Here is a 24,529-nt window from a genome sequence, read left to right as displayed (position 1 = left end):
AAGACTATCCAGCCCGCTCTACAGCCAGCCGTTGCGCTTCAGGATGCGGTGGATCGAGAGACAGAGCCCGACGGTGACGCCCATGACCACGGGGTAGCCGTAGCGCCAGTGCAGCTCGGGCATGTGCTCGAAGTTCATGCCGTACACACCACAGACCATCGTCGGTACGGCGATGATCGCGGCCCACGAAGTGATCTTGCGCATGTCCTCGTTCTGCGCCACGGAGGCCTGCGCGAGGTTGGCCTGGAGGATCGAGTTGAGCAGTTCGTCGAAGCCGAGGACCTGCTCCTGCACGCGCGCGAGGTGGTCGGCGACATCGCGGAAGTACTTCTGGATGTCGGGGTCGATCAGCCGCATCGGGCGCTCGCTCAGCAGCTGCATGGGACGCAGTAGCGGAGAGACCGCCCGCTTGAACTCCAGCACCTCGCGCTTGAGCTGGTAGATCTGCCCGGCGTCCGTGCCGCGCGGGGTGCCCTTGCGGCCCGGCGAGAACACCTCGGTCTCGACCTCGTCGATGTCGTCCTGCACGGCGTCCGCGACCGCGATGTAGCCGTCGACGACATGGTCGGCGATCGCGTGCAGCACCGCCGACGGGCCCTTGGCGAGCAGCTCGGGGTCGTCCTGCAGCCGGTGCCGCAGCGCGCGCAGCGAGCCCTGCCCGCCGTGCCGGACGGTGATGAAGAAGTCCCGTCCGGTGAAGCACATGACCTCGCCGGTCTCGACGATCTCGCTGGTCGCCGTCAGCCGGTCGTGCTCGACGTAGTGGATGGTCTTGAAGACGGTGAACAGGGAGTCGTCGTAGCGCTCCAGCTTGGGGCGCTGGTGGGCCTGGACGGCGTCCTCGACGGCCAGCGGGTGTAGCCCGAACTCCCCGGCGATACCGGCGAATTCGTCCTCGGTGGGCTCGTGCAGGCCGATCCACACGAAGCCGCCGTCGCGGCGCACCTGGCGCATCGCCTCGTGCGGCGTGAGCGGCGTGCGCGTCTGGACACGGGCGCCGTCGCGGTAGACGGCGCAGTCGACCACGGCCGACGGGGTGCCGGGGTCACGGGTGGTGTCGTACGAGCCACTTTCCTTGCGCAGCGAGGGGCGGGGGCGGACTGCGGCGCGCAGGTCACGGATCATCGACATGGCAGGCTCCTTCTCGCAACGGCGGCGGCCTGCGACGGTTGGAACTACCCGGAATGGGGACGTCCTGACTGCGGATGTTTGGCACGTCCACAAAGCGGGGAGCACCGCACCGTCGCGGTGGCAGCTTCGCTACTGATTCAGATCGGACAGATCAGGGGTTCAGATCGGACAGATCAGGCGGAAACGAAGCGCTCTTCCGTGATGCACCGGGCAACGCTGACACGTATGCACACGTTTGCGGGAGGCGGCAGCCGGCAGGGCTGAAAAACCAGCGGAACCAGCTACGAACTCAGCGACCGGAAGAGCGGGTGGTACTGCACGGTCGACTTCGGTCCATTGCAGCCCCACCTCCTCCGGTCGGTCCCCCATGAGGGACGATCCATCCCCCGAAGGGGAGTCTGTCTCCCTCCGAAGGGGAGTCAGATCAGTCTCAGTGCGTCGGAGCCCGGGAGCAACTCCCCCAGCGCCAAGCGGGCCTGGGTGGTGCCTCCACTGTGCGCTGCTCCGACCAGCGGCCAAGACTATCAGCGCACCGATACGTCAAGTCCCCGCTTTGCGCGTTGTTGACCAGGGGTCCGGTGCGGCGCCGCACAGTTGACGCGGCCTATGCTCGGCCCATGGCTGATGTTCTTCCTCTGGTCGAGGCCCGTTTGCGCTCCGCGCTGGGCGAACCCGACGCGCGGGCCGCGGTCACCTTCCTGGGCACCGACCGCATCGAGGTGGTGCGCTTCACCGAGGGCGACATCGTCCGCTACGCCACGCTCGGCATGTCCGCCCAGCCGATGGCGGACCCCACCGCCGTGCTCGCCGACCCGGTGAAGGGCCCGCGCGCCGAGTTGATCCTCTCGGTCCGCCCGGGCGGCGCCGACACCGACAAGGTCCTCAGGCCGCTGGCCGTGCTCGCTGCCTCTCCCCAGGTCGAGGGTCTGGTCGTGGCCCCCGGCGCCTCGCTCGACGTGGGCGAACCCCTGTGGCCCGGCGCTCCGTTCACCTCCGTTCTGGTCGCGGAGGCCGGCGGTCTGGTGGAGGACCTGGAACTGGACGAGCCCGCCGATCCCGTACGTTTCCTGCCGCTGCTCCCCATGACGCCCAACGAGGCCGCCTGGAAGCGCGTGCACGGCGCCGCCGCCCTACAGGAGCGCTGGCTGAACGGCGGAACGGACCTGCGGGATCCACTGCGCAAATCCGTTCCGCTCGACTGACCTGGCCCCGCCGCGTCGTCGCACCCGACAGGACGTCAGTTTCCACTTCCGGCAGGTCAGTTGGCGAAGACGGTGACGCTGTCCTCGGTGGCGTGGGCCGGCTCCAGTTCCTCGGCCTCGGACGTGAGTGCCTCGCGCCGTACGAAGACCACCGCCGCGCCCAGCAGAGCGGTGACCGCGGCCACCACGAACGGGACGCGGATGTTGCTCCACTCCTCGATCTTCGGCGCGAAGTACGGCGCCGCGGCGGCCGCGAACCAGCGAACGAAGTTGTAGCCGGCGCTCGCCACGGGGCGCGGGGCGTCGGAGACCCCGAGGGCCAGCTCCGTGTAGACGGTGTTGTTCACGCCGATGAAGGCGCCGGACAGGATCGTGCAGACGACGGCGGTGGTGTGGTCGCCGTACCCGAGGGCGAGCACGTCGGCGGCGAGCAGCACCAGGGAGCCGCCCAGCACCTTGAGCGAGCCGAACCGCGCCTGCGCGCGCGGCGCGACGATCACCGAGAAGACCGCGAGCAGCACACCCCAGCAGAAGAACACCGCGCCCGACCTGTACGGCGTCATGTTCAGCACGAACGGGGTGAAGGCCAGCACGGTGAAGAACGTGTAGTTGTAGAAGAACGCCGACGTCGCGGCGGAGGCGAGGCCGCCGTGCCCGAGGGCGCGCAGCGGGTCGAGCAGCGAGGTCTTGCGCGCGGGCTTCGGCTGCTCCTTCAGGAACGCCGTGACGCACAGAAAGCCGACCGCCATCAGGAACGCGGTGCCGAAGAACGGGTAGCGCCAACTGGCGTCACCGAGCAGGGCTCCCAGCAGGGGGCCGCAGGCCATACCGAGGCCCAGCGCGGACTCGTACAGCAGGATCGCCGCCGCGCTGCCGCCGGCCGCGGCGCCGACGATGACGGCGAGGGCGGTGGAGACGAAGAGCGCGTTGCCGAGACCCCAGCCGGCCCGGAAGCCGACGAGTTCGCCGACGGATCCCGAGGTGCCGGCGAGTCCGGCGAAGACCACGACGAGCGCGAGACCGAGCAGCAGGGTCTTCTTGCCGCCGATGCGGCTGGAGACGAAGCCGGTCACCAGCATCGCGATGGCGGTGATCAGGAAGTACGAGGTGAAGAGCAGCGACACCTGGCTGGGCGTGGCGTCGAGCCCCTTGGCGATGGACGGCAGGATCGGGTCGACGAGCCCGATGCCCATGAAGGCGACGACGGACGCCCCGGCAGTCGCCCAGACGGCCCTCGGCTGCCGCAGGATGCCGCCCGCGCCCGCGTCGAACGTGTCCCCCTCCGCGGGGGCTTCCGTGCTGCTGATCATGCCCGCTCCCTCACTGTGCACCCACTGGATCGTTGGCATATGCACACAATAAGTTAGATGGGCTAATTAATGCAAGGCGCATGTAGTTTTTGGCGTGACAGGCACACGGCGGACGGGTGATCGTCCTTGACGCGGCGAAGGACGGGGAGGACCGTTGGGCCCTATGAGGGGCGAACCCAGTTGCCCGAAGTGTGGTGGCCGGGTCAGGGCTCCCGGCCTCTTTGCCGACTCCTGGCAGTGCGATGTGCACGGCACGGTGCATCCGCTGCAGCCCGTGATCCCGCCCAGCGTCGAGGCCCTCGGTGTGGTCGTGCACCGCGCCCGGGTACCGGTGTGGATGCCGTGGCCGCTCCCGGTCGGCTGGCTGTTCACCGGTGCGGCGTTCGCGGGGGACGACCGCAGTGGCGGCAGGGCCACCGCCATCGCCTGCTCGGGGCCCGGGCCATTGGGCGGCATGGGTGAGCTGATCCTGGTCGCCGAGGAACTCGGCGTCGGCCTCGGTGCTCGGTACGCGGGCATCGACGGGCCCGATCCCGGTCCGTACATGAGCGTCGAGAAACCGCCTCAGGCCAAGGTCCTCGCGGCGGGCCGGCCCACCCCGCTCTGGCATGTCTCCAGCTCTCCCGACGACCGCGCCGTTTTCGCGGGGGAGGCGCACGGGGTGTGGCTGTGGGCCGTCGTCTGGCCCGAACAGACCGGGCTGCTGATGTACGACGAGCTGGTCCTGACGGATCTGCGTGACGCGGGCGCCGAGGTGGACCTGCTGCCGTGCGGCGCACTGTCGCCGCGCATCCTGGAGCCGTAGGGCCGCGCATCCTGGGGCCGTGGGGCCGTGGGGCCGTGGGGCCGTGGGGCCGTGGGGCCGTAGAGCCGTAGAGCCGCGCATCCTGGAGCCCGTGGAGCCCGTGGAGCCCGTGGAGCCCGTGGAGCCCGTAGGCCGTGCCGGTCGTGGCGTGTGCGGGGCTCGGCGGGGGTCGGGTCCGGCCGGTGTCGGTAGGGGGTGCTCGGGTGGTGCGGGTGTGACATCGGGGTCCCGGATTCCCGTTATCCTTGAGCGTCCCCGTCCGCTCCGTCACCGCCTGGAGTCCGCGTAGTGCGCATCGATCTGCACGCCCACTCCACCGCCTCCGACGGTACTGACACCCCGGCCGAGCTGGTGCGCAACGCTGCCACCGCCGGTCTGGACGTCGTCGCGCTGACCGACCACGACACCACCCGCGGGTACGCCGAGGCGATCGCCGCACTGCCCGAGGGACTCACCCTCGTCACCGGCGCCGAACTCTCCTGCCGGATCGACGGCATCAGCATGCACATGCTGGCCTACCTCTTCGACCCCGAGGAGCCCGCACTGCTCGCCGAGCGCGAACTGGTCCGGGACGACCGGGTGCCGCGCGCCCAGAGCATGATCGCCAGGCTCCGGGAACTCGGCGTGCCGATCACCTGGGAGCAGGTGGCGCGCATCGCGGGCGACGGATCGGTCGGCCGCCCGCACGTCGCCTCCGCGTTGGTCGAACTGGGCGTCGTCGACAGCGTCTCCGACGCCTTCACCGAGGAGTGGCTCGCCGACGGCGGCCGCGCCTACGTCCCCAAGCACGAGACCGACCCCTTCGAGGCGATCCGGCTGGTCAAGGGGGCCGGGGGCGTCACCGTCTTCGCGCACCCGGCCGCCGCCAAGCGGGGTCGCACCGTGCCGGAGTCGGCGATCGCGGAGCTCGCCGCCGCCGGACTCGACGGCATCGAGGTCGATCACATGGACCACGAGCCGGCCACCCGCGCGCGGCTGCGCGGTCTGGCCTCCGATCTGGGGCTGCTGGCCACGGGCTCGTCCGACTACCACGGCAGCCGCAAGACCTGCGTGCTCGGGGAGTTCACGACCGACCCCGAGGTCTACGGGGAGATCACCCGCCGCGCCACCGGGGCGTTCCCGGTACCGGGAGCCGGCGGAGCCTGAGACCCGGACGTTCGACGCCGGGTCGGTTCGGTTCCGTCAGGCTTGTGCCGACGGGTCGGCGCCATGAGGCCCGTACGGGCCGAGTCCGTGTCGTAAGGCTCCGTGTCGTAAGGCTCCGTGTCGTAGGGCTCTGTGTCGTAAGGCTCCATGTCGGCGGGCTCCATGCCGTCAGGCCGTATCCGACGGGGCCGTGTCGTCAGGCCCCATGACTCAGGCTCGTACTCGACGAGTTCGCGCCATGAGCCCCGTACGAGCCAGGTCGCTGCCGTAAGGCCCCCACCCGCCGGGCGGGGGCGGCGCGCGGACCACGTCGGCGCCAGGTCGGGTCGGACGTCCTGGCCGCGCCCGGCCGGGGTCATGCGCCGGGCCGTGTACGGCCGGGGCGCGCGATCCGGGCCGTGGCCGGTCGGCCGTACGGACCGGCACGTGCTCACCCGGGGGCGTACGTCCCGCCCCGCGCTCGGCCGGAACCGTGTTCACCGGCCCGTCCCCAGGCGCCCGGCACAGCCGGTCGCGCCTCCCTGTTCCGCCCCGCGGAACGACTGCCCACAGCGGTGGCCGGAAGACCCGCCCACCCTCTCTCACCACCTCGCAAGGCTTCCCTTCACCATGTTCGACGTCGCCGTCTTCGGCTCCCTGTTCCTCACGCTCTTCGTCATCATGGATCCCCCCGGGATCACCCCGATCTTCCTGGCGCTCACCGCCGGCCGCCCCGCCAGGGTGCAGCGGCGGATGGCCTTCCAGGCGGTCTGCGTCGCCGGTGGCGTCATCACCGTCTTCGGGCTGCTCGGGCACCAGATCCTGGACTACCTGCACGTCTCCGTGCCCGCGCTGATGATCGCGGGCGGACTGCTGCTCCTGCTCATCGCCCTCGACCTGCTGACCGGCAAGACCGACGAGCCGAAGCAGACCAAGGACGTCAACGTCGCCCTCGTACCCCTCGGCATGCCGCTGCTCGCCGGGCCCGGCGCGATCGTGTCCGTGATCCTCGCCGTGCAGAAGGCCGACACCGTCGCCACACAGGTCTCGTTGTGGACCGCCATCCTCGCGATCCATGTCGTGCTGTGGGTCGTGATGCGCTACTCGCTGCTGATCATCCGCGTCATCAAGGACGGCGGCGTGGTGCTGGTGACCCGGCTCGCGGGCATGATGCTCTCCGCCATCGCCGTGCAGCAGATCATCAACGGCGTCACGCAGGTGATCCACGGCGGCTGACGGCCCCGTCCGGACACGCAGAGCCCCGTACGGCGTCCATGCCGTACGGGGCTCTGAAGTCTGAGATGTGTCCGCGTCCTGGAACGCCCCTGGGCGCTACGAGGCGGGTCCTCGTATTACGAAGCGGACGTGTCGGCCGGGCGGATCCACAGTCGCTGCCCGATGGCGGCGGCCTGCTGAACGATCCGGTTGACGGAGGCGGCGTCTACGACAGTGCTGTCCACGGGCGTGCCGTCGACATCGTCGAGTCGCATGATTTCGAAGCGCATGGGCTTCTCCCTTCGTCTGGTCATCCTCCTGAGGAGAACTACTTGTGCGGAGAGCGAGTCATCGGTGTCTTGCCCTCCGTAGGTAGCCAACGGGATGCGTGTTACAAACATTCCCTACGCTAAGGAAATTTTTCGAGAACCTAATTACTGACGGGTAAGCAGGTTGGCGGAGACTGAACGACGCCGGTTGTGTTCGCAGCGTGACCGCCGGGACAATGGAATCGATGAACGACGACCACGCGGCCCTCGCCGCCCGCATCGACCGCACGAACGAGCTGCTGCAGCGCATGCTCGCCGAGGTCGCGAAGACTCCCTCCACCCACGCGATCTTCGTCGACGCCGGCTATCTGTACGCGGCCGCGGGACGGCTTGTCGCCGGCACCGAGGACCGCCGTTCGTTCGACCTGGACGCCGAGGGCCTCATCGAGGCGCTCATCGACCGGGCCCGCACGATCTTCGCGGACAGCAGGCTGCTGCGCGTCTACTGGTACGACGGTGCCCGACGCCGCATCCACACCGCGGAGCAGCAGTCGATCGCCGAACTCCCGGACGTGAAGGTCCGGTTGGGCAACCTGAACGCCAACAACCAGCAAAAGGGCGTCGATTCACTCATCAGGTCGGACCTGGAGTCCCTCGCCCGGCACCGTGCCATCAGCGACGCGGCGCTGCTCGGCGGCGACGAGGACCTCGTCTCCGCGGTCGAGGCGGCGCAGGGCTACGGGGCCCGGGTGCACCTCTGGGGCATCGAGGCGCCCGAGGGCCGCAACCAGGCCGAGCCGCTCCTCTGGGAGGTCGACAGCCAGCGCACGTTCGACCTCGATTTCTTCAAGCCGTATGTGGCCCGGCGGACCGCCCAGTCGTACGACCCGACGGCCGCGGCCCGGCCCACACGGGAGGACGTGCGTTTCGTGGGCGCCCAGATCGCCGCGAAGTGGCTGGCCGCGCGGGGCCGGGAATCCCTGGTGGAGCTGCTGCCCGGGCACCCCTACCTCCCCGGCTCGGTCGACCAGGACCTGCTGGTCGAGGCCGAGGGGCTGCTCCAGTACTCCCTGCGCGGACAGTCGGACCTGCGCCGCTCACTGCGGGACGGCTTCTGGGAGCACTTGCAGGCGCAGTACTAGCGGTACCGGCAGGCCGGCAGGCCGGCAGCATCAGCAGCACCAGCCGTCCTGGCAGCACCAGCCGTACTAGCGGGCCGTGCCGTCCCAGAAGCCGGCCAGGGCGCGGGCGGTCTCCAGGGGCTGGTCGGCGTTCGGGGAGTGCTCCGCCCCCTCGACGACCGTGCGGTGGGCGTCCAGTTGTTCGGCCATCCTGTCGAGCAGGGATACCGGCCAGGTGTCGTCGCGCTCGCCGGATATCACGTGCTTCGGGAGGGGCACGGCGGCCAGTTCGGTGACGCGGTCGGGTTCGACGCAGAGCTGGCGGCCCGTGGCGATGAGCTGGGCGGGACTGTTGCGGAGCCAGCGGCGGCGCAGGTCGCCGAGATCGTCCAGTCCCGCGTCCAGCCCGCCCGTGTCGGTCTCCTCGGGCGGTTCCATCGCCCGGATCGCCTCCCACACCTCGGCCATGCTCATCACGGCCAACGCGTCCCGCAACAGCTTGACGCGCTGCTGCTGGGCCGTGGAGATCTGGGCGGGGCCGGAGGCGATGAGCGTCAGCGAGACGAACGGCGACGGGTCGGCGAGCACCGCGGCACGGGAGATCTGGCCGCCGAGCGAGTGCCCCACCAGGTGCACCGGGGTGCCGACCGCGGCGGCCTGCGCGAGCACGTCCCGCGCCAACTCGGCCTGTGCGTAGGCCGTTTCGTCGTCCTGCGGCCCCTCGGTCTCGTACTGTCCGCGCCCGTCCACGGCCACCGTCCGATACCCCGCCGCGGCCAAGGGCGCGTGCAGCGCGATGAAGTCTTCCTTGCTCCCGGTGAACCCCGGCAGGAGGAGCGCGGTTCCCCGGTGTGGTCCGTCCGGCGCTGCGTCGAGCACGGCGAACTCGCCGCGCGAGGTCGACAGACGGTAGGCGCGGACACCGGCGGGCGGAACGAACGTGTAGGGCCTGCTCATGCGGAGGAGGCTATCGGGCGGGGGAGACGGCCGCTCGGCGGGTGTGGCGGTCGGGGCCGGCCCCGGCGGAAGCGGGCGGAACTCGGCGTACGGACCGCCCTGCGGGCGTGCCGCCGGGAGCCTCGTCGCCGAACCCGCCCCCGCCCCGGTGTCCTCCTGCGGCGCCGTCGGCAGGGCGTGTCCCGGGGAGACGCCGCCCGGCCAACGCCGATGGCCCGGCCCCACCGGAGTGGGACCGGGCCATCGGGTTGGAGATCAGCTCTCCGCGGGCTCCGTGGCGACAGCCTTGCGGGTGCGTCGGCGGGCGGCGGGCTTGGCCTCGCCCTCCTCGGCGGCCTGGGCCGGGATGTCGGCTTCGGCGACGGCCTTGCGCGTCCGGCGTCGTACGGGCTTGGCCTCCGTCGCCTCGGCGACCTCGGCGGTGTCCGTGACGGTGCTGGCGGCCTTGGCCCGCGTGCGCCGCGGCTTGGTCTCGGCGACCTCGGTCGCGGCGGCCTCAACAGCCTCAACGGTGTCGAGGACGGCCTCCGCGGCCTTGCGGGTGCGTCGGCGGGCGGCGGGCTTGGCCTCGCCCTCCTCGGCGGCCTGGGCCGGGATGTCGGCTTCGGCGACGGCCTTGCGCGTCCGGCGTCGTACGGGCTTGGCCTCCGTCGCCTCGGCGACCTCGGTCGTGTCCGTGACGGTGCTGGCGGCCTTGGCCCGCGTGCGCCGTGGCTTGGTCTCGGCGACCTCGGTCGCGGCGGCCTCAACAGCCTCAACGGTGTCGAGGACGGCCTCCGCGGCCTTACGGGTCCGGCGCCGCACGGGCTCGGCCGGAGCCTCGGTGACCTCGGCGGCGGGCGCCGCCTCGACGGCCTTGCGGGTCCGACGGCGGGCCGGCTTGGCCGGAGCCTCGGTGACGACCTCGGCGGCGACGCTCTCGACCACGGCCTCGGCCGCGGTCACCGTCGCCTCCGCCGTCTCGACAGCGGTCTCGACGGTCTTCCGGGTCCGACGACGGCGCGACTTGGCCGGCTCGTCGGCGACGCCCTCGGCCGTCGCCACGGCGGTCTGCGCGGCCTCGGCCACCGGGGCGGCCACGGCAGCGGCGGCCACCGGCTCGGAGCCCGCTCCACCACGCGTACGCCGACGGCGGCGCGGCGTGCGGGGCTCGGTGGCCTCGACGGACGCGGGAGACTCCGTGGCCTCGGTGGACGTGACCGGGGACGCGGACGTCTCGTCCGGCTGCGCACCGTTGCGGGTACGACGGCGCTGGCGCGGTGCGCGCGGCGTGCGCTCACGCTCGCGCTCGCGCTCGGTGGACGACGGCGCCGCCGTACGGCCATCACGGCCACGCGGACCGCCACGGCCACCGGTCTCGCCCAGGTCCTCGACCTCTTCGGCCGCGAGCCCGGCGCGGGTGCGCTCGGAACGCGGCAGGACACCCTTGGTGCCGGCCGGGATGCTCAGCTCCTCGAAGAAGTGCGGGGAGGTCGAGTACGTCTCCGGCGGGTCCGGGAAACCGAGGTCCAGCGCCTTGTTGATCAGCTGCCAGCGCGGGATGTCGTCCCAGTCGACGAGGGTGATCGCGATGCCCTTGGCACCCGCGCGGCCGGTGCGGCCGATGCGGTGCAGGTACGTCTTCTCGTCCTCGGGGGACTGGTAGTTGATGACGTGGGTGACACCCTCGACGTCGATACCGCGGGCGGCGACGTCGGTGCAGACCAGCACGTCGACCTTGCCGTTGCGGAAGGCGCGCAGCGCCTGCTCGCGGGCGCCCTGGCCGAGGTCGCCGTGGACCGCGCCGGACGCGAAACCGCGCTGCTGGAGCTGGTCGGCGAGGTCGGCCGCCGTCCGCTTGGTGCGACAGAAGACCATCGCGAGACCGCGGCCGTCGGCCTGCAGTATCCGGGAGACCATCTCCGGCTTGTCCATGTTGTGAGCGCGGTACACGAACTGCTTCGTGTTCGCGACCGTCGCGCCCGAGTCGTCCGGCTCGGAGGCGCGGATGTGCGTGGGCTGCGACATGTAGCGGCGCGCGAGACCGATGACCGCGCCCGGCATGGTCGCCGAGAACAGCATCGTCTGACGGCGGGCCGGCAGCATGTTCATGATCTTCTCGACGTCGGGCAGGAAGCCCAGGTCGAGCATCTCGTCGGCCTCGTCGAGGACGAGCGCCTTGATGTGCGTGAGGTTGAGCTTCTTCTGGCCCGCGAGGTCCAGCAGACGGCCCGGGGTGCCGACGATGACGTCGACGCCCTTCTTCAGCGCCTCCACCTGGGGCTCGTACGCACGGCCGCCGTAGATGGCGAGAACGCGTACGTTGCGCACCTTGCCCGCGGTCAGCAGGTCGTTCGTCACCTGGGTGCACAGCTCGCGCGTCGGGACGACGACGAGGGCCTGCGGGGCGTCGGTCAGCTGCTCGGGCTTGGCCCGGCCCGCCTCGACGTCCGCGGGGACGGTGACGCGCTCGAGGAGCGGAAGGCCGAAGCCCAGCGTCTTGCCGGTGCCGGTCTTGGCCTGGCCGATGACGTCGCTGCCGGAGAGGGCAACGGGGAGCGTCATCTCCTGGATGGGGAAGGGGTTGATGATGCCGACGGCCTCAAGGGCTTCGGCGGTCTCAGCAAGGATTCCGAGGTCTCGGAAAGTCGTAGTCAGGGTGCTGCCTCTTCTGTGTGCGCGGTACGAGGCGAGCGCGGGGGTCGTGTCGGGACCGTGCCGGGGACGTCGGCCGCTCTTGACGGGCGGGCCGAGTGGCATGGGACCACTGCCGACGCTCGAGCTCTCGTGCCGCTGAGGGTTCCCTCCGGATGCCGTACGCAATGTGCCGTACCGACGGGGAGGGCTGTCGGGTCGGAGCCGATCGGGCCACCGACCGGGCATCCTCATTCGTGCGGCCCGTCGAATACTCGCCGGGCGCATTACCACCATACCCCGGAATCGCGCACATGCGATGGCCGATTTGGTCACGTAGTCGTCGTCACACAGGTTGAGCAGGGACTTCCCTCGTACGGTGAGCGGGCTATTGTGCGCTTCATGACGACGCCTGACAACGCCGCTGAGAAGCCCGCCGAGGCCCCCGCCGACACCGCTCCCGCAGCCACCGGAGTCGCCGCGCAGAACTGGGACACGGCCTCGGCCGACCCGCAGTACCGCGCCGCGGTAGTGGACCTGCTCGGGGCGCTCGCGTACGGCGAGCTCGCCGCGTTCGAGCGTCTCGCGGAGGACGCCAAGCTGGCGCCCACGCTCAGCGACAAGGCGGAACTGGCGAAGATGGCGTCGGCCGAGTTCCACCACTTCGAGCAGCTGCGGGACCGGCTCGCCGCGGTCGGCGCGGAGCCGACGCAGGCGATGGAGCCCTTCGTCGCCGCGCTCGACGGCTTCCACAAGCAGACGGCTCCCTCGGACTGGCTCGAAGGTCTCGTCAAGGCGTACGTCGGCGACTCGATCGCCAGTGACTTCTACCGCGAGGTCGCGGCCCGCCTCGACTCGGACACCCGTGGCCTTGTCCTCGGCGTCCTCGACGACACCGGTCACGCCGGCTTCGCCATCGAGAAGGTGCGCGCCGCGATCGACGCCGACCCGCGGGTGGGGGGCCGGCTCGCGCTGTGGGCGCGACGGCTGATGGGCGAGGCCCTGTCCCAGTCACAGCGCGTGGTCGCCGACCGTGACGCCCTGTCGACGATGCTCGTGGGCGGCGTCGCGGACGGGTTCGATCTCGCGGAGGTCGGCCGGATGTTCTCCCGGATCACCGAGGCCCACACCAAGCGAATGGCCGCACTGGGCCTCGCCGCCTAGAACCCGCCCCGCGGGCGGTCCCTCGGGCGTGGTTCAGGACAAGTGCCCAGGGACGCCGCGGGTTTCCTCCGACTTGATCCGCCGGACAGGCCCTATCCGCGCGGTTCGCGGTCGCGGGAGCGGGGTCTGCGGAACGGTTTACGCCGTTGCCGAGCGGCGTCGAAAGCGCTCCTCCGGGCGGAGCAGCAGAGACAGCAGCGCCGCGGAGACGGCCACCGCGCCGAGAAGGATGACCAGGAAGTGGCCGGAGCCCAGTGCCGTGTGCGTCAGGAAGGCGCCGAACAGGGCTCCCGCCACGCCGGTCGACAGGACCAGGCTGCGGGCCGGCAACCGGTGGGGCAGGCGATACGCCGCCGCCCACGCCAGCGCGAGACCGACCAGCGCTGAGCCGAGCACTTCCAAGAACATGGTGAGGGTCCCTCCCGCACGGCCGGTGCAAATCGGTCGTAGCCGGTCCTACCCCTGACGTGCGGAACGCAATCCTCCTGTGTGCTCGTCATGTGCTCCATCTGTGGACGCGCTGGGTGCCCGGTGGTACGGGAAGGGCCCGGTGACATCGTCACCGGGCCCTTCCCGTACCACTGCGTCGCTCTGTGCTCTCTACAGAGCGCTGAATCCGACCTTGCGCTGCGTGGGCTCGCCGAGCTCCACGTACGCCAGGCGGTCGGCCGGAACCAGGACCTTGCGGCCGTGGTCGTCCACGAGGCTCAGCAGCTGCGACTTGCCGGACAGCGCCTCGGACACCGCGCGCTCGACCTCTTCCGGGGTCTGACCGCTCTCCAGAACGATCTCGCGGGGCGCGTGCTGCACGCCGATCTTGACCTCCACGGCTTTGTCCCTCCGACGGTCAGTCATGTGCGCGTTCGTACGCGCCGTACGCAGCACACATTAGCCCGGTGAGGGGAGGTGCACGCTCCGCCCGGGAACGCCAGGAGCGAACAGCCGACGGGAACAAAGAAGCGGCCGGGGGATGTGCTCCCCGGCCGCTTCCTCCGTGTCGCTCGTGTCAGTGGTGATCGGTGCCGTGCAGCGGGAAGCCGGCGATGCCCCGCCAGGCGAGCGAGGTCAGCAGCTGCACCGCCTGGTCGCGCGGGACACTGCGGTCGCTGTGCAGCCAGGAACGGGCCACCACCTGGGCCAGACCGCCGAGACCCGAGGCGAGGAGCATCGACTCCTCACGGGAGAGACCGGTGTCCTCCGCGATGACGTCGCAGATCGCCTCGGCGCACTCGTGAGTCACCTTGTCGACGCGCTCGCGCACCGCCGGCTCATTGGTCAGGTCCGACTCGAAGACCAGCCGGAAGGCACCCCCGTCGTCCTCGACGTACGCGAAATAGGCGTCCATCGTGGCGCGGACGCGCAGGCTGTTGTCCGTGGTCGACGCGAGCGCCGCCCGCACCGCCAGGAGCAGCGACGCGCAGTGCTGGTCCAGCAGAGCGAGGTACAGATCGAGCTTGCCCGGGAAGTGCTGGTAGAGAACCGGCTTGCTGACGCCCGCGCGCTCGGCGATGTCGTCCATGGCGGCCGAGTGATACCCCTGCGCAACAAAAACTTCCTGGGCGGCGCCGAGGAGCTGGTTGCGTCGGGCACGGCGCGGCAGGCGAGTGCCCCGCGGGCGTGCTGCCTCTGTCTGCTCGATGGCTGTCACGCCGCCTCCCAAAATTGTCCACGTGCGGTGTGCGCCGCGCCGCCATCGTACTTTTCGGTAACCGTGCTGTGTGCGGTGCGAGCGCAGAATTTCACGGACCGGACGCCGACGACGGCGGCGCACAGTGTGCCGAAGGGGACGAGCTGGGCACCCGGCCGCCCCGACGGCCCTGATCAGCGGTGTCGCGTCACCGATAGTCGTCCTCGTTCAGCTGGACGACCCGGGCCTGCTCGGCGAGATCCGCCTCATCGGCGTTGAGGGGGTCGCCCGGGGGTTCCGGGTCGACATCGTCCGCGGGATCCAGCTCGGCGGACTGCTCGGCGGCGTCGGCCTCCGGGGTCTCCGAGCCGAGGATTTCCCGGAACTGGTCATCGAACGTCCCGGGGTCTGTCGGGTCGACTGTCATGGTTCCTCTTCCCGAACGGTACGAGTGCGCTCCTGATGTGCGTACGAGTGCCCTCGTTCGAAGCCTAGGAGACACCCGATCCGGACGCTATGCGATCCGCTCGCGATCTGTGACGGCGAACACATGAGCCCCCGCGTGATCGTCTCGTAACATTGCGGCATGTCTTCGACCGAATTCCCGCCCGCGTTGGCCACCACCGTCACGCCGAGGGTCGGTGCCGTCAGGGTCGCGGAGGGGGAGCGGCTGCGATCGGTCGGGCTGCCCGGCATCACGCTGACGATCCGGTCGAGACCGCCGACGCGGGAGGGACTGCCGTCCGCGCTGTACGTGCACGGCCTGGGCGGTTCCTCGCAGAACTGGTCGGCGCTGATGCAGCTGCTCGACGGGCTCGTGGACAGCGAGGCTCTAGATCTGCCGGGCTTCGGCGACTCGCCGCCGCCGGACGACGGCGACTACTCGGTCACCGGACACGCGCGCGCGGTCATCCGCTATCTCGACGCGTCCGGACGCGGACCCGTACACCTTTTCGGCAATTCCCTCGGCGGAGCCGTCACGACGCGCGTCGCGGCGGTCCGGCCGGATCTCGTCCGGACGCTCACGCTGGTCTCGCCCGCGCTGCCCGAGATCCGCGCGCAGCGCACCGCGTGGCCGACCGCGCTGCTCGCGCTGCCCGGGGTGGCGGGGCTGTTCACCAGGCTCACCAAGGAATGGAGCGCCGAGCAGCGCGTACGGGGGGTGCTCGCCCTCTGTTACGGCGATCCCGGCATCGTGACGCCCGAGGGGTTCCGCGACGCGGTCGAGGAGATGGAGCGACGGCTCGCCCTCCCCTATTTCTGGGACGCCATGGCACGCTCCGCGCGCGGAGTTGTGAACGCGTACACGCTGGGCGGCCAGCACGGGCTGTGGCGTCAGGCCGAGCGAGTACTCGCCCCGACGCTCCTCGTGTACGGCGGTCGGGACCAACTTGTCGGCTACCGTATGGCCCAGCGCGCGGCCCGTGCCTTCCGCGACTCCCGGCTGTTGTCCCTGCCGGACGCGGGGCACGTCGCCATGATGGAGTATCCCGAGACGGTGGCCACCGCCTTCCGTGAACTCCTGGCGGACCTGGGAGAGTTGACCTCCTCGGCGGCAATCGGCGCGGAGAGCTGAGGCGGGAAGTGGGACGACACAGTCGTCGGGGACGGGCCGACAAGGCGGACACCTCGCGGACGCGAGCGGTTCCGGCGGCGGAGGCGGCACCCGCTCCGGCGCCGAGCCCGGATCACGTCCGCCGCGCGGCGACACGGCCGCCCGGCCCCCTGGGTCCCTACCCGCCCGCGGGCGGGACCCCGCAGCGAGGCGCACCGCGTTTCGACGAAGCGACCCCCGCGCACGGATTTCCTCGAACGGCGGACGGGACACCCGCGCGCGGGGTGCCGCGTTTCGAGGACGGCACCAGCCCGGCACAGGGTGTACCGCGTTTTTCCGACGGCACTCCCGCACATGGATTTCCGCGGACGGTGGAGGGCACTCCCGCGCGCGGGGTGCCGCGATTCGCGGACGGGACTCCGGCCCACGGGGTCCCGCGCTACGACGACGGCACCCCGGCACACGGGGTGCCGCGTTTTTTCGACGGGACTCCGGCACGCGGGGTGCCGCGTCTTCCCGACGGGACTCCGGCGCACGGCGTGCCGCGTCTTCCCGACGGGCCCCCCGCCCACGGCATGCCGCAGGTGCGCGGTGGGCATCCCGAGCAGCGTGAGGCCGGCGGTGGCTGGGGGGAGCCCGGGGCCGGCGGGGCCCCTCGGGGCGCGCCTCCCGGGCCGCGGGTGCCCCGGCAGCGTCAGGAGCCCGTACCGGCCCCCCGGCAGTCGTACGTCGACGCCTTCGACCTGGACGCCGAGGACGGTGGCGACCTGTTCGCCCCTCGCGGCGGCGTCCCGGGGCGGACGACCGGCCCCCGTGCCGCCGACCCCTACGGCTCCGTCACCGACTGGAACGCCGAATCCACCGGGACCGGTGAGCGGCCGCTGCCGGAGACCGACGAGTCGGCGGAGGGCAGGGCGCGCAAGGGGTGGGCGTTCACCGGGATCGCGGCGGCCGCCGTCACCACGGTGCTGGCCGTCGTCGTGGCCGGACAGGTCGCCTCGGGACAGCACGACGCCGGCGCGCGGACCCAGTCGGCGGACGACGCCGCCGGCCGGGCGACCCAGGACTCCGCCTCGCGCGGTGACGACCGGCCGACCCAGTCGGGGGCGCCGCACGTGGCCGCGGCGGCCCTCTCGTACGACCAGAAGATGGCCAAGACCTACGCGCTCGGCGCGAAACTCAAGGGGTCGGGGAAGTTCGACGCGGTGCCCGGAGTCGCCAAGGCGCCGGGCAAGGGACAGAAGTACACCTACCGCGTCGACATCGAACAGGGGCTCGGTCTCGACGGCGCGCTCTTCGCCGAGGCCGTGCAGAAGACCCTGAACGACGACCGGAGTTGGGCCCACGGCGGCGCCCGCACCTTCGAGCGGATCTACTCCGGGAAACCGGACTTCGTCATCACGCTGGCGAGCCCCGGCACCACCGCCGAGTGGTGCGCCAAGTCGGGCCTCGACACCACGGAGGACAACGTGTCGTGCGACTCGGCGTCCACCGAGCGCGTCATGATCAACGCGTACCGCTGGGCCCAGGGCTCCACGACCTACGGCTTCGGTGACAAGATCCACGCCTACCGGCAGATGCTGATCAACCACGAGATCGGCCACCGCCTCGGATTCGGGCACGTCACCTGTGACAAGGACGGCGAACTCGCCCCGGTCATGCAACAGCAGACCAAGTTCCTCGACCACGACGGAATCCACTGCAGGCCCAACCCCTGGGCCTATCCCGGGAGTTGACGGACCGTGCCGGGGCCACGTCGGCATGCGCCGAGCGGCTTGTTCGTGGTCGTCGCCAACGCCGTCGCGGACGTGCTCCACGCGGTGGCCGACCGACGGGTGGTGCCGGCGTGAGCGACTCTTCCTCGGCCCGGACAGCGGCCCTCTTCCGCGCCCCCTCCGGTCGAAGCGAGCGACCTCGGCGTCGACAAGGAGCTGTCCCCGGCGTGACCCGATCCAGGGCCCGAACCTGGCGAAACGTGACTGCTTGATCCCGTAGCGCGACGAAACGCGGCCTGCGCGGGAAAGTTACGGCCGTTCACCCCTTCTGGTGGCGCGATGGACAACCGTCCGTCGCGCCACCGCCTTGTCCGCATACGTTCGTCCCGCTGCGAGCCGCCGGGTCAACGGCGGCTCCTCATACGGGAGATCGGGGGTGTGCTCGTGCGCATCGGACTGCTGACGGAGGGTGGCTATCCGTATGTGAGCGGTGACGCCAGGCTCTGGTGCGACCGGCTCGTGCGCGGGCTCGGGCAGCACGAGTTCGACATCTACGCGCTCAGCCGCACCGAGCGCCAGGAGGACGAGGGCTGGGTCCAACTGCCGCCCCACGTCGGCCGCGTGCGCACGGCACCGCTGTGGACGACCCGGAGCGACGGGGCGGTGTACGGCCGCCGGGCGCGGCGCCGGTTCGCCGAGGCGTACGGGGAACTGGCCGCGGCGGTGTGCGGGGGGCCGGAGGCGGCGGGCGCGGAGGTCTCCGGGAACGCGTCGGATTCCGTCGGCGTCGAGGCGGACCGTTTCGCCAGCGCGCTGTACGGGCTGGCCGAACTCGCCCGGGACGAGGCCGGACTCATCGGCGCCCTGCGTTCCGAGAGCGCGGTGCGTGCCTTGGAAGGCGCCTGCCGCGCGCCCGGAGCACTCCGCACGGCGCGTGCCGCACGTGTACCCGATCTGCTCACCGTCGCCGCGCACATCGAGCGCGTCCTGCGCCCCCTCTCCCTGGACTGGTACGAGGACGACGGGCTCGGCTCGGTCGACCTCTGCCACGCCGCGGCCGGCGGAGCGGCGGCGCTGCCCGGCCTCCTCGCCCGGCACTTCTTCGGCGTCCCGCTGCTGGTCACCGAGTACGGCGTGCAGCTACGGGCGCACTACCTGGCCGCCGCGACCCTCGAAGAGGCCCCCGCCGTTCGTGCGCTGCTCGCCGCGTTCCACGGCGGCCTCGCCGCCGAGGTCTACCGCGCGGCCGCGCTCATCACGCCCGGCAACACGCACGCCCGCCGTTGGCAGGAGCGCTGCGGCGCCGACCGCGCGAAGCTGCGCACCGTCTATCCCGGCATGGAGGCCGCGCGCTTCGCGGACGTCGGGGAGGGCGCGGCGGGCAGCCGGTGCGCGGACCCCGACACGCTGGTGTGGGTCGGCCGCATCGAACCGGCCAAGGACCTGATCTCCCTGCTCCACTCCTTCGCGGAGATCCGCAAGGAGGAGCCGAAGACCCGGCTGCGGATCGTCGGCGCCCCCGCCGACGGTCCGGACGGCGCGACCTACCTGGCCCACTGCAGGGCGCTGGCCGCGCAGCTCTTCCCCGACGAGGCGGAGGGCGTCCACGCGGTCGGCGACAACCCGGTGTCCTTCGAGGAGATCGGCGGTCCGGAGGTCCCGAACCTCGCGGAGGCCTACGCCTCCGGAGCCCTGATCGTCCTCTCCAGCGTCGTCGAGGGCTTCCCGATCAGTCTCGTCGAGGCCATGTTCTGCGGCCGGGCCACCGTCTCCACGGACGTGGGCGCGGTCGTGGAGGTCATCGGCGGTACGGGACTGGTGGTGCCGCCGCGCAATCCGCGGGCGCTCGCGGAGGCCTGCGTGGCGCTGTTGCGCGATCCCGAGCGCCGCGAGCGCCTGGGAGCGGCCGCCCGCGCACGCGCCCTCGAACTCTTCACCGTCGAGCAGAACGTCACGGCATTTCACGGCATTTACCTGGAGATCGTCTCGCACGCCCCGGTGCGTCGGGTATTGGTGGACGACGAGGGGGAGCCGTTGCCTTTCGGCGTCCCCGCCGAGGCCCACGTGCCCGGGTGCTGGACCGAGACCCGCCTCATGGCCGCGGGCCGACCGCGATGGGCGGAGGGGGCACCGGTACGAGCCACACCGCCGGCACCGGTGCCGATGCCGATGCCCGTTTCCGTGGGGGAGGGCGCGTGACGATCGACAGCGGCGGACCGGGCGCCCCGAGCGCTCTCGACGACCTGGGTGAACCGGACCGGCCCCAGACGCCGACGGGCTTCCGCACATGGGACGAGCGGTCCGAGGAGTGGCTGCCGACGGCGGCGGAGGAGACGGACATACGGGCGCCGAGCGGGGGTGAGGGGGCCGCCATCGGCGTTGGAGCGGACGGCGTGGATTCGGCGGGTGACGGCTTCCGCGGTGTGCGCAAGCCCACCGGGCGGCGCGGCGCGGTGGACCCCGTGAAGGCGCTGATGCACCGGCACCGCGAGCTCTGTGAGCGGGCCGTGGACCCGCTGGAGATCGCGGCGGGTCTGGAGGCGCACGGCGTGACCGACCGGACCGCCGTGCGGTTCCGGCACCGGGACGTCTTCTCGCTCGCCGAGGAGTTGTACGCGCGCGTGCCGCGCGACGGTGAGTCCGCGCCCCGCACCGAGACTCCGGGACGCCCCGGCACGCGCTCCTCCTGGGCGGCGCTCGCCCTGGTGCCGGGTGCCCTCGCTGCGGCCGTCGTCGTCGGGCTGCGGCTCACCGACGGGCAACCGCGCCTCGCCGTCGCCGCGTTCGGTGCCCTGGCCATGACGGTGGGCCTGTGCGTCGCCCTCCGTCGTGGCCCCCTGAGCACCCGGCACCGCACGACGAGCGCCACACGCGCGTGGACATGCTGGCTCATCGCGTACGCCCTCCTCGGTGACGGACTGCTGAGGGCCGGCCTCGACGGCGCCCCGGACGGCCCCTGGCCCTTGGCCACCGCGCCCGTGCTGGCCCTCGCCCTGGCCTGCGCCCCGGCGGCCTGGTGCGCCCACCTCTTCGTGGCCCGTGCCCGTCGCCGACTGAGCACGAGCCGCGGACTGGAGGAGTTCGCCGCCTCCGTACGGCCTCTGCTCCTCGGGGCGTTCGGCCTGTTCCTGTGTGCGCTGGGCGGGCTGCTCGCGCTGTGCGGAACGGCACTGCACGAGCAGCCCGCCTACGCCGGTGCCGGTGCTCTCGGCGCACTGCTCCTGCTCGCGCGGCTGCTGACGGCGCGCGGCTTCACCCAGACTCCGGCCGTCGTGCTCGCCGGTGCCGGCGCGGCGCAGGCCACCGCCCTCGCCACGGTCTTCGCCGCTCGTCTGCCCGGCTGCTCGTTCCTGGCCACCCCCTTCGACAGCCTCGTCGAGGCGGCGGGACCCGGCGCCGTACCCGCCCTGGCCTGCGGGGCGGGTGCCCTCGTCCTCCTCGTCCACGCGACCCGCACCCTGACCCGCGCCTCCGCCCACGCGCTGCCCTGCGAGGCCCCATGAGCCGCGATCCGCGCCCCGACACACCGAGCCCGGCGGCCAGGTGGACCGAAGCCGCCCGCAACCGGCCCACGGCGCCCCCACCGCCGTGAGTCCTCCCCGGTGTCCTGGACAACGTCCCGGAGCCGGGCCCCTTATCTCCCGCGGGGCCGACACCGCGGGCCCTCTCCACGACCTACGGCACCATCTCGAAGGAGACAGTCAGATGATCACCTCCCGAACCGGAGAATCCGCCCCGGGAGCCGCCCGATGAGGGTCCTGCTGATCGGAGCCAACGGCTACCTCGGCCGTTTCGTCGCCGACAGACTGCTCGCCGACCCGGCCGTGCAGCTCACCGCGCTCGGCCGGGGCGACGACGCCGACGTACGGTTCGACCTCGCCTCGGGCAGCCCCGGCGCACTCACCCGCTTCCTGGACGCGGTGCACCCCGGAGTCGTCATCAACTGCGCGGGCGCCACCCGCGGTGGCGCCCGCGAACTGACCCGGCACAACACCGTCGCCGTCGCCACCGTCTGCGAGGCCCTGCGGCGCAGCGGCTGCGGGGCCCGGCTCGTCCAGATCGGCTGTGGCGCCGAGTACGGACCCAGCCAGCCCGGGTCCTCCACCGCGGAGGACGCCGTGCCGCGCCCCGGCGGCCCGTACGGAGTGAGCAAACTCGCCGCGACCGAACTCGTCCTAGGCTCCGGCCTCGACGCCGTCGTGCTCCGTGTCTTCTCGCCCGCGGGACCCGGCACACCAGCCGGATCCCCGCTCGGCCGGCTCGCCGAAGCGCTGCGCCGCGCCATGCAGTCCAGCGACGGCGAACTCAAACTCGGCGGTCTCGGCGTCCAACGCGACTTCATCGACGTCCGCGATGTCGCCCGCGCCGTCCACGCGGCCTCCCTCTCCGCCGCTCAGGGCGTGATCAACATCGGCTCGGGCCGTGCCGTACGCCTCCGCGACGCCGCCGCCGTCCTCGCACGCGTGGCCGGCTACGGCGGCACCCTGCACGAACTCGACGGCCCGCCCGGCTCGGGCGGCCTGTCGATGAGGGCGTCCATCGGCCACCCGCGCCCCGAACTCGACCACGCGGCCCCGGTCGCGTACCCCTACCCGGACGGCTGCGGCAGCTGGCAGCAGGCCGATGTGCGCACCGCACGCGACCGGCTCGGCTGGCGGCCCCGGATCAATCTCGAGGAATCCCTCGCAGATATCTGGATGGAGGCGGCATGTCGTATCTGACCAGCACCGCAACCGGCAGCGCGAGCACCGACTTAGGACTCGGCTTCGGCATCCCCGGCTTCGCGCACCCCCTCGTAGCCGCCGTGGAATGGGACGAACTCACCCGCCCCGGCACCCCCTTGCACTGGGTCGTCCTGAACGTGGACAACGGTCCTGGCGCGCGACCCGACCCACGCTGTCTGGAGGCCTCGGGACGGTTGCGCAACGCGGGCGTCCGGGTGCTGGGACTCCTGGACAGCACCTATGGAGCGCGCACGTCCGGTGAGCTGATCTCCGACGCGCAACGCTTCCTCGACTGGTATCAGGCCGACGGATTCCTCCTCGACCGCTGCCCCACCGAACGCGCCGCGCTCCCCGAGGTCCGCCGCACGGTCGGCGCGCTCCGCACGCTCCGCGACGGTGCCCACATCGTGCTGGGCCACGGCACCCATCCGTACCCGGGCTATGCCGAGAGCGCCGACCAGCTGGTGACCTTCTCGGGCCCCTGGACCGAGTACCGCTGGTCGCAGGTCGCCGAGTGGACCGCCGACCATCCCTCCGAGCGTTTCTGCCACTTCGTGCACGGTGTGCCGCGAGGCCATCTGGACGAGGCCCTGCGCATCGCCCGCTGGCAGGGCGCCTCGACGATCTACTTCACCGACCGCTCGGATCACGGCGGGACGGCCGACCCCTGGGAGGCGATGCCCGGCTACTGGGACGAGATCGTCTCGCGGATCGGAACGGGTGTCTCGGAATGAAGAAGGGCGTGGCAGTGTTACGCGGAGAACAACTGTAGTGATTGACCGACCAACGGAGTCCCCGTGTCGCTGCCACCCCTGGTCGAGCCAGCCTCTGAGCTCACCGTAGACGAGGTCCGCAGGTACTCCCGCCACCTGATCATCCCCGATGTGGGGATGGACGGGCAGAAGCGGCTGAAGAACGCCAAGGTGCTGTGTGTGGGCGCCGGCGGCCTCGGATCGCCGGCGCTGATGTACCTGGCCGCGGCGGGCGTCGGCACGCTCGGCATCGTGGAGTTCGACGAGGTCGACGAGTCGAACCTGCAGCGCCAGATCATCCACAGCCAGGCGGACATCGGCCGTTCCAAGGCGGCGTCCGCGCGCGATTCCGTACTGGGCATCAACCCGTACGTGAACGTCGTCCTTCACGAAGAGCGGCTCGAGGCCGAGAACGTGATGGACATCTTCAGCCAGTACGACCTGATCGTCGACGGCACGGACAACTTCGCGACCCGCTACCTGGTCAACGACGCGTGCGTGCTGCTCAACAAGCCGTACGTCTGGGGCTCGATCTACCGCTTCGACGGCCAGGCCTCCGTGTTCTGGTCCGAGCACGGTCCCTGCTACCGCTGCCTCTACCCGGAGCCCCCGCCGCCCGGCATGGTCCCCTCCTGCGCCGAGGGTGGTGTCCTCGGCGTGCTGTGCGCGTCCATCGGCTCCATCCAGGTCAACGAGGCGATCAAGCTCCTCGCGGGCATCGGCGAGCCGCTCGTCGGCCGATTGATGATCTACGACGCCCTGGAGATGCAGTACCGCCAGGTCAAGGTCCGCAAGGACCCGGACTGCGCGGTCTGCGGCGCGAACCCCACCGTCACCGAGCTCATCGACTACGAGGCCTTCTGCGGCGTCGTGTCCGAGGAGGCGCAGGAGGCGGCCGCCGGCTCGACGATCACTCCCAAGCAGCTCAAGGAGTGGATCGACGACGGCGAGAACATCGAGATCATCGACGTCCGCGAGATCAACGAGTACGAGATCGTCTCGATCCCCGGCGCGAAGCTGATCCCGAAGAACGAGTTCCTCATGGGCACCGCCCTGGAGACCCTGCCGCAGGACAAGAAGATCGTCCTGCACTGCAAGACGGGTGTCCGTAGTGCGGAGGTCCTCGCCGTCCTGAAGTCCGCCGGTTTCTCCGACGCGGTGCACGTCGGCGGCGGTGTGATCGGCTGGGTCCACCAGATCGAGCCCGAGAAGCCGGTGTACTGACCGGCGGTCCGACCCGCTCT

Annotated in this window: 22 protein-coding genes; 13 read left to right on the top strand and 9 right to left on the bottom strand. The window is 71.4% G+C overall.

Features of this window, described 5'->3' with window-relative positions:
• Window positions 1–18: 18 nt before the first annotated feature.
• Entirely contained in the window at window positions 19–1,131 is a 1,113-nt protein-coding gene (locus ABZX90_RS15760; RefSeq protein WP_355205192.1) for a magnesium and cobalt transport protein CorA, read from the bottom strand.
• Window positions 1,132–1,748: 617 nt separating this feature from the next.
• On the opposite strand from ABZX90_RS15760, the gene ABZX90_RS15755 reads away from it, so the two are divergent.
• A complete protein-coding gene (locus ABZX90_RS15755) occupies window positions 1,749–2,333 on the top strand; it encodes a suppressor of fused domain protein (protein WP_351128834.1) in 585 nt (194 codons plus the stop codon).
• Window positions 2,334–2,389: 56 nt separating this feature from the next.
• Here the strand turns inward: ABZX90_RS15755 and ABZX90_RS15750 are convergent, their stop codons facing one another.
• Window positions 2,390–3,643, bottom strand: a complete 1,254-nt coding sequence (locus ABZX90_RS15750; RefSeq protein WP_351128836.1) for an MFS transporter — start codon at window positions 3,641–3,643, stop codon at window positions 2,390–2,392.
• 163 nt (window positions 3,644–3,806) lie between these two features.
• Between ABZX90_RS15750 and ABZX90_RS15745 the strand changes: the two genes are divergently transcribed.
• The 3 genes from ABZX90_RS15745 to ABZX90_RS15735 all read left to right on the top strand — a co-directional run bounded on the left by ABZX90_RS15745 (window position 3,807) and on the right by ABZX90_RS15735 (window position 6,809).
• Entirely contained in the window at window positions 3,807–4,448 is a 642-nt protein-coding gene (locus ABZX90_RS15745) for a DUF6758 family protein (protein ID WP_351128839.1), read from the top strand.
• A gap of 288 nt (window positions 4,449–4,736) precedes the next feature.
• Window positions 4,737–5,594, top strand: coding sequence for a PHP domain-containing protein (locus ABZX90_RS15740; RefSeq protein ID WP_355205188.1), 858 nt, complete (start codon window positions 4,737–4,739; stop codon window positions 5,592–5,594).
• A gap of 609 nt (window positions 5,595–6,203) precedes the next feature.
• Window positions 6,204–6,809 (top strand): MarC family protein, encoded by a 606-nt coding sequence (locus ABZX90_RS15735; RefSeq protein ID WP_351128843.1) that lies wholly within the window; start codon window positions 6,204–6,206, stop codon window positions 6,807–6,809.
• A 116-nt stretch (window positions 6,810–6,925) separates the two neighbouring features.
• Here ABZX90_RS15735 and ABZX90_RS15730 read toward each other — a convergent pair whose 3' ends face one another.
• The gene (locus ABZX90_RS15730; RefSeq protein WP_007384531.1) at window positions 6,926–7,078 is read right to left on the bottom strand and encodes a hypothetical protein; all 153 of its coding nucleotides are present in this window, start codon (window positions 7,076–7,078) and stop codon (window positions 6,926–6,928) included.
• 224 nt (window positions 7,079–7,302) lie between these two features.
• On the opposite strand from ABZX90_RS15730, the gene ABZX90_RS15725 reads away from it, so the two are divergent.
• Window positions 7,303–8,199 (top strand): NYN domain-containing protein, encoded by an 897-nt coding sequence (locus ABZX90_RS15725; protein ID WP_351128846.1) that lies wholly within the window; start codon window positions 7,303–7,305, stop codon window positions 8,197–8,199.
• Between the two features lie 66 nt (window positions 8,200–8,265).
• On the opposite strand, the gene ABZX90_RS15720 is transcribed toward ABZX90_RS15725, so the two are convergent.
• Together ABZX90_RS15720 and ABZX90_RS15715 are read right to left on the bottom strand one after the other, a co-directional pair.
• A complete protein-coding gene (locus ABZX90_RS15720) occupies window positions 8,266–9,135 on the bottom strand; it encodes an alpha/beta hydrolase (protein WP_351128849.1) in 870 nt (289 codons plus the stop codon).
• A gap of 255 nt (window positions 9,136–9,390) precedes the next feature.
• A complete protein-coding gene (locus ABZX90_RS15715; protein ID WP_355205183.1) occupies window positions 9,391–11,679 on the bottom strand; it encodes a DEAD/DEAH box helicase in 2,289 nt (762 codons plus the stop codon).
• 471 nt (window positions 11,680–12,150) lie between these two features.
• Here ABZX90_RS15715 and ABZX90_RS15710 point away from each other — a divergent pair, with 471 nt between their 5' ends.
• The gene (locus ABZX90_RS15710) at window positions 12,151–12,912 is read left to right on the top strand and encodes a ferritin-like fold-containing protein (RefSeq protein ID WP_355205180.1); all 762 of its coding nucleotides are present in this window, start codon (window positions 12,151–12,153) and stop codon (window positions 12,910–12,912) included.
• Window positions 12,913–13,050: 138 nt separating this feature from the next.
• Here ABZX90_RS15710 and ABZX90_RS15705 read toward each other — a convergent pair whose 3' ends face one another.
• The 4 genes from ABZX90_RS15705 to ABZX90_RS15690 all read right to left on the bottom strand — a co-directional run bounded on the left by ABZX90_RS15705 (window position 13,051) and on the right by ABZX90_RS15690 (window position 14,966).
• A complete protein-coding gene (locus ABZX90_RS15705) occupies window positions 13,051–13,320 on the bottom strand; it encodes a hypothetical protein (protein WP_351128856.1) in 270 nt (89 codons plus the stop codon).
• 192 nt (window positions 13,321–13,512) lie between these two features.
• On the bottom strand, window positions 13,513–13,740 hold the full coding sequence (locus ABZX90_RS15700) for a DUF3107 domain-containing protein (protein WP_095852722.1): 228 nt from the start codon (window positions 13,738–13,740) through the stop codon (window positions 13,513–13,515).
• 178 nt (window positions 13,741–13,918) lie between these two features.
• Entirely contained in the window at window positions 13,919–14,560 is a 642-nt protein-coding gene (locus ABZX90_RS15695; protein ID WP_351128857.1) for a TetR/AcrR family transcriptional regulator, read from the bottom strand.
• 187 nt (window positions 14,561–14,747) lie between these two features.
• Complete coding sequence (locus ABZX90_RS15690) at window positions 14,748–14,966, bottom strand: hypothetical protein (RefSeq protein WP_351128860.1); 219 nt, start codon at window positions 14,964–14,966, stop codon at window positions 14,748–14,750.
• Between the two features lie 159 nt (window positions 14,967–15,125).
• On the opposite strand from ABZX90_RS15690, the gene ABZX90_RS15685 reads away from it, so the two are divergent.
• From ABZX90_RS15685 to moeZ, 7 genes are all read left to right on the top strand, one after another.
• Entirely contained in the window at window positions 15,126–16,115 is a 990-nt protein-coding gene (locus ABZX90_RS15685) for an alpha/beta hydrolase (RefSeq protein ID WP_351128862.1), read from the top strand.
• 8 nt (window positions 16,116–16,123) lie between these two features.
• Window positions 16,124–17,830: a DUF3152 domain-containing protein gene (locus ABZX90_RS15680; protein ID WP_355205175.1), complete on the top strand. Its 1,707-nt coding sequence runs from the start codon at window positions 16,124–16,126 to the stop codon at window positions 17,828–17,830.
• 423 nt (window positions 17,831–18,253) lie between these two features.
• Complete coding sequence (locus tag ABZX90_RS15675; protein WP_355205469.1) at window positions 18,254–20,008, top strand: DUF3492 domain-containing protein; 1,755 nt, start codon at window positions 18,254–18,256, stop codon at window positions 20,006–20,008.
• Window positions 20,005–21,312, top strand: a complete 1,308-nt coding sequence (locus ABZX90_RS15670; RefSeq protein WP_355205172.1) for a hypothetical protein — start codon at window positions 20,005–20,007, stop codon at window positions 21,310–21,312. The genes ABZX90_RS15675 and ABZX90_RS15670 overlap by 4 nt, the downstream gene beginning before the upstream one ends.
• A gap of 246 nt (window positions 21,313–21,558) precedes the next feature.
• A complete protein-coding gene (locus ABZX90_RS15665; protein WP_351128869.1) occupies window positions 21,559–22,530 on the top strand; it encodes an NAD-dependent epimerase/dehydratase family protein in 972 nt (323 codons plus the stop codon).
• Window positions 22,518–23,267: a spherulation-specific family 4 protein gene (locus tag ABZX90_RS15660; protein WP_355205169.1), complete on the top strand. Its 750-nt coding sequence runs from the start codon at window positions 22,518–22,520 to the stop codon at window positions 23,265–23,267. Before ABZX90_RS15665 ends, ABZX90_RS15660 begins: the two co-directional genes overlap by 13 nt.
• A 63-nt stretch (window positions 23,268–23,330) precedes the next feature.
• A complete protein-coding gene (moeZ, locus tag ABZX90_RS15655) occupies window positions 23,331–24,509 on the top strand; it encodes an adenylyltransferase/sulfurtransferase MoeZ (protein ID WP_351128875.1) in 1,179 nt (392 codons plus the stop codon).
• Window positions 24,510–24,529: the final 20 nt, after the last annotated feature.

The organism is Streptomyces sp. NPDC002935 (genome assembly GCF_040611295.1).
Classification (GTDB): Bacteria; Actinomycetota; Actinomycetes; order Streptomycetales; family Streptomycetaceae; genus Streptomyces.
Note: the sequence above shows the minus strand (reverse complement) of the source record. Positions and strands in the feature narration are given on the sequence as shown.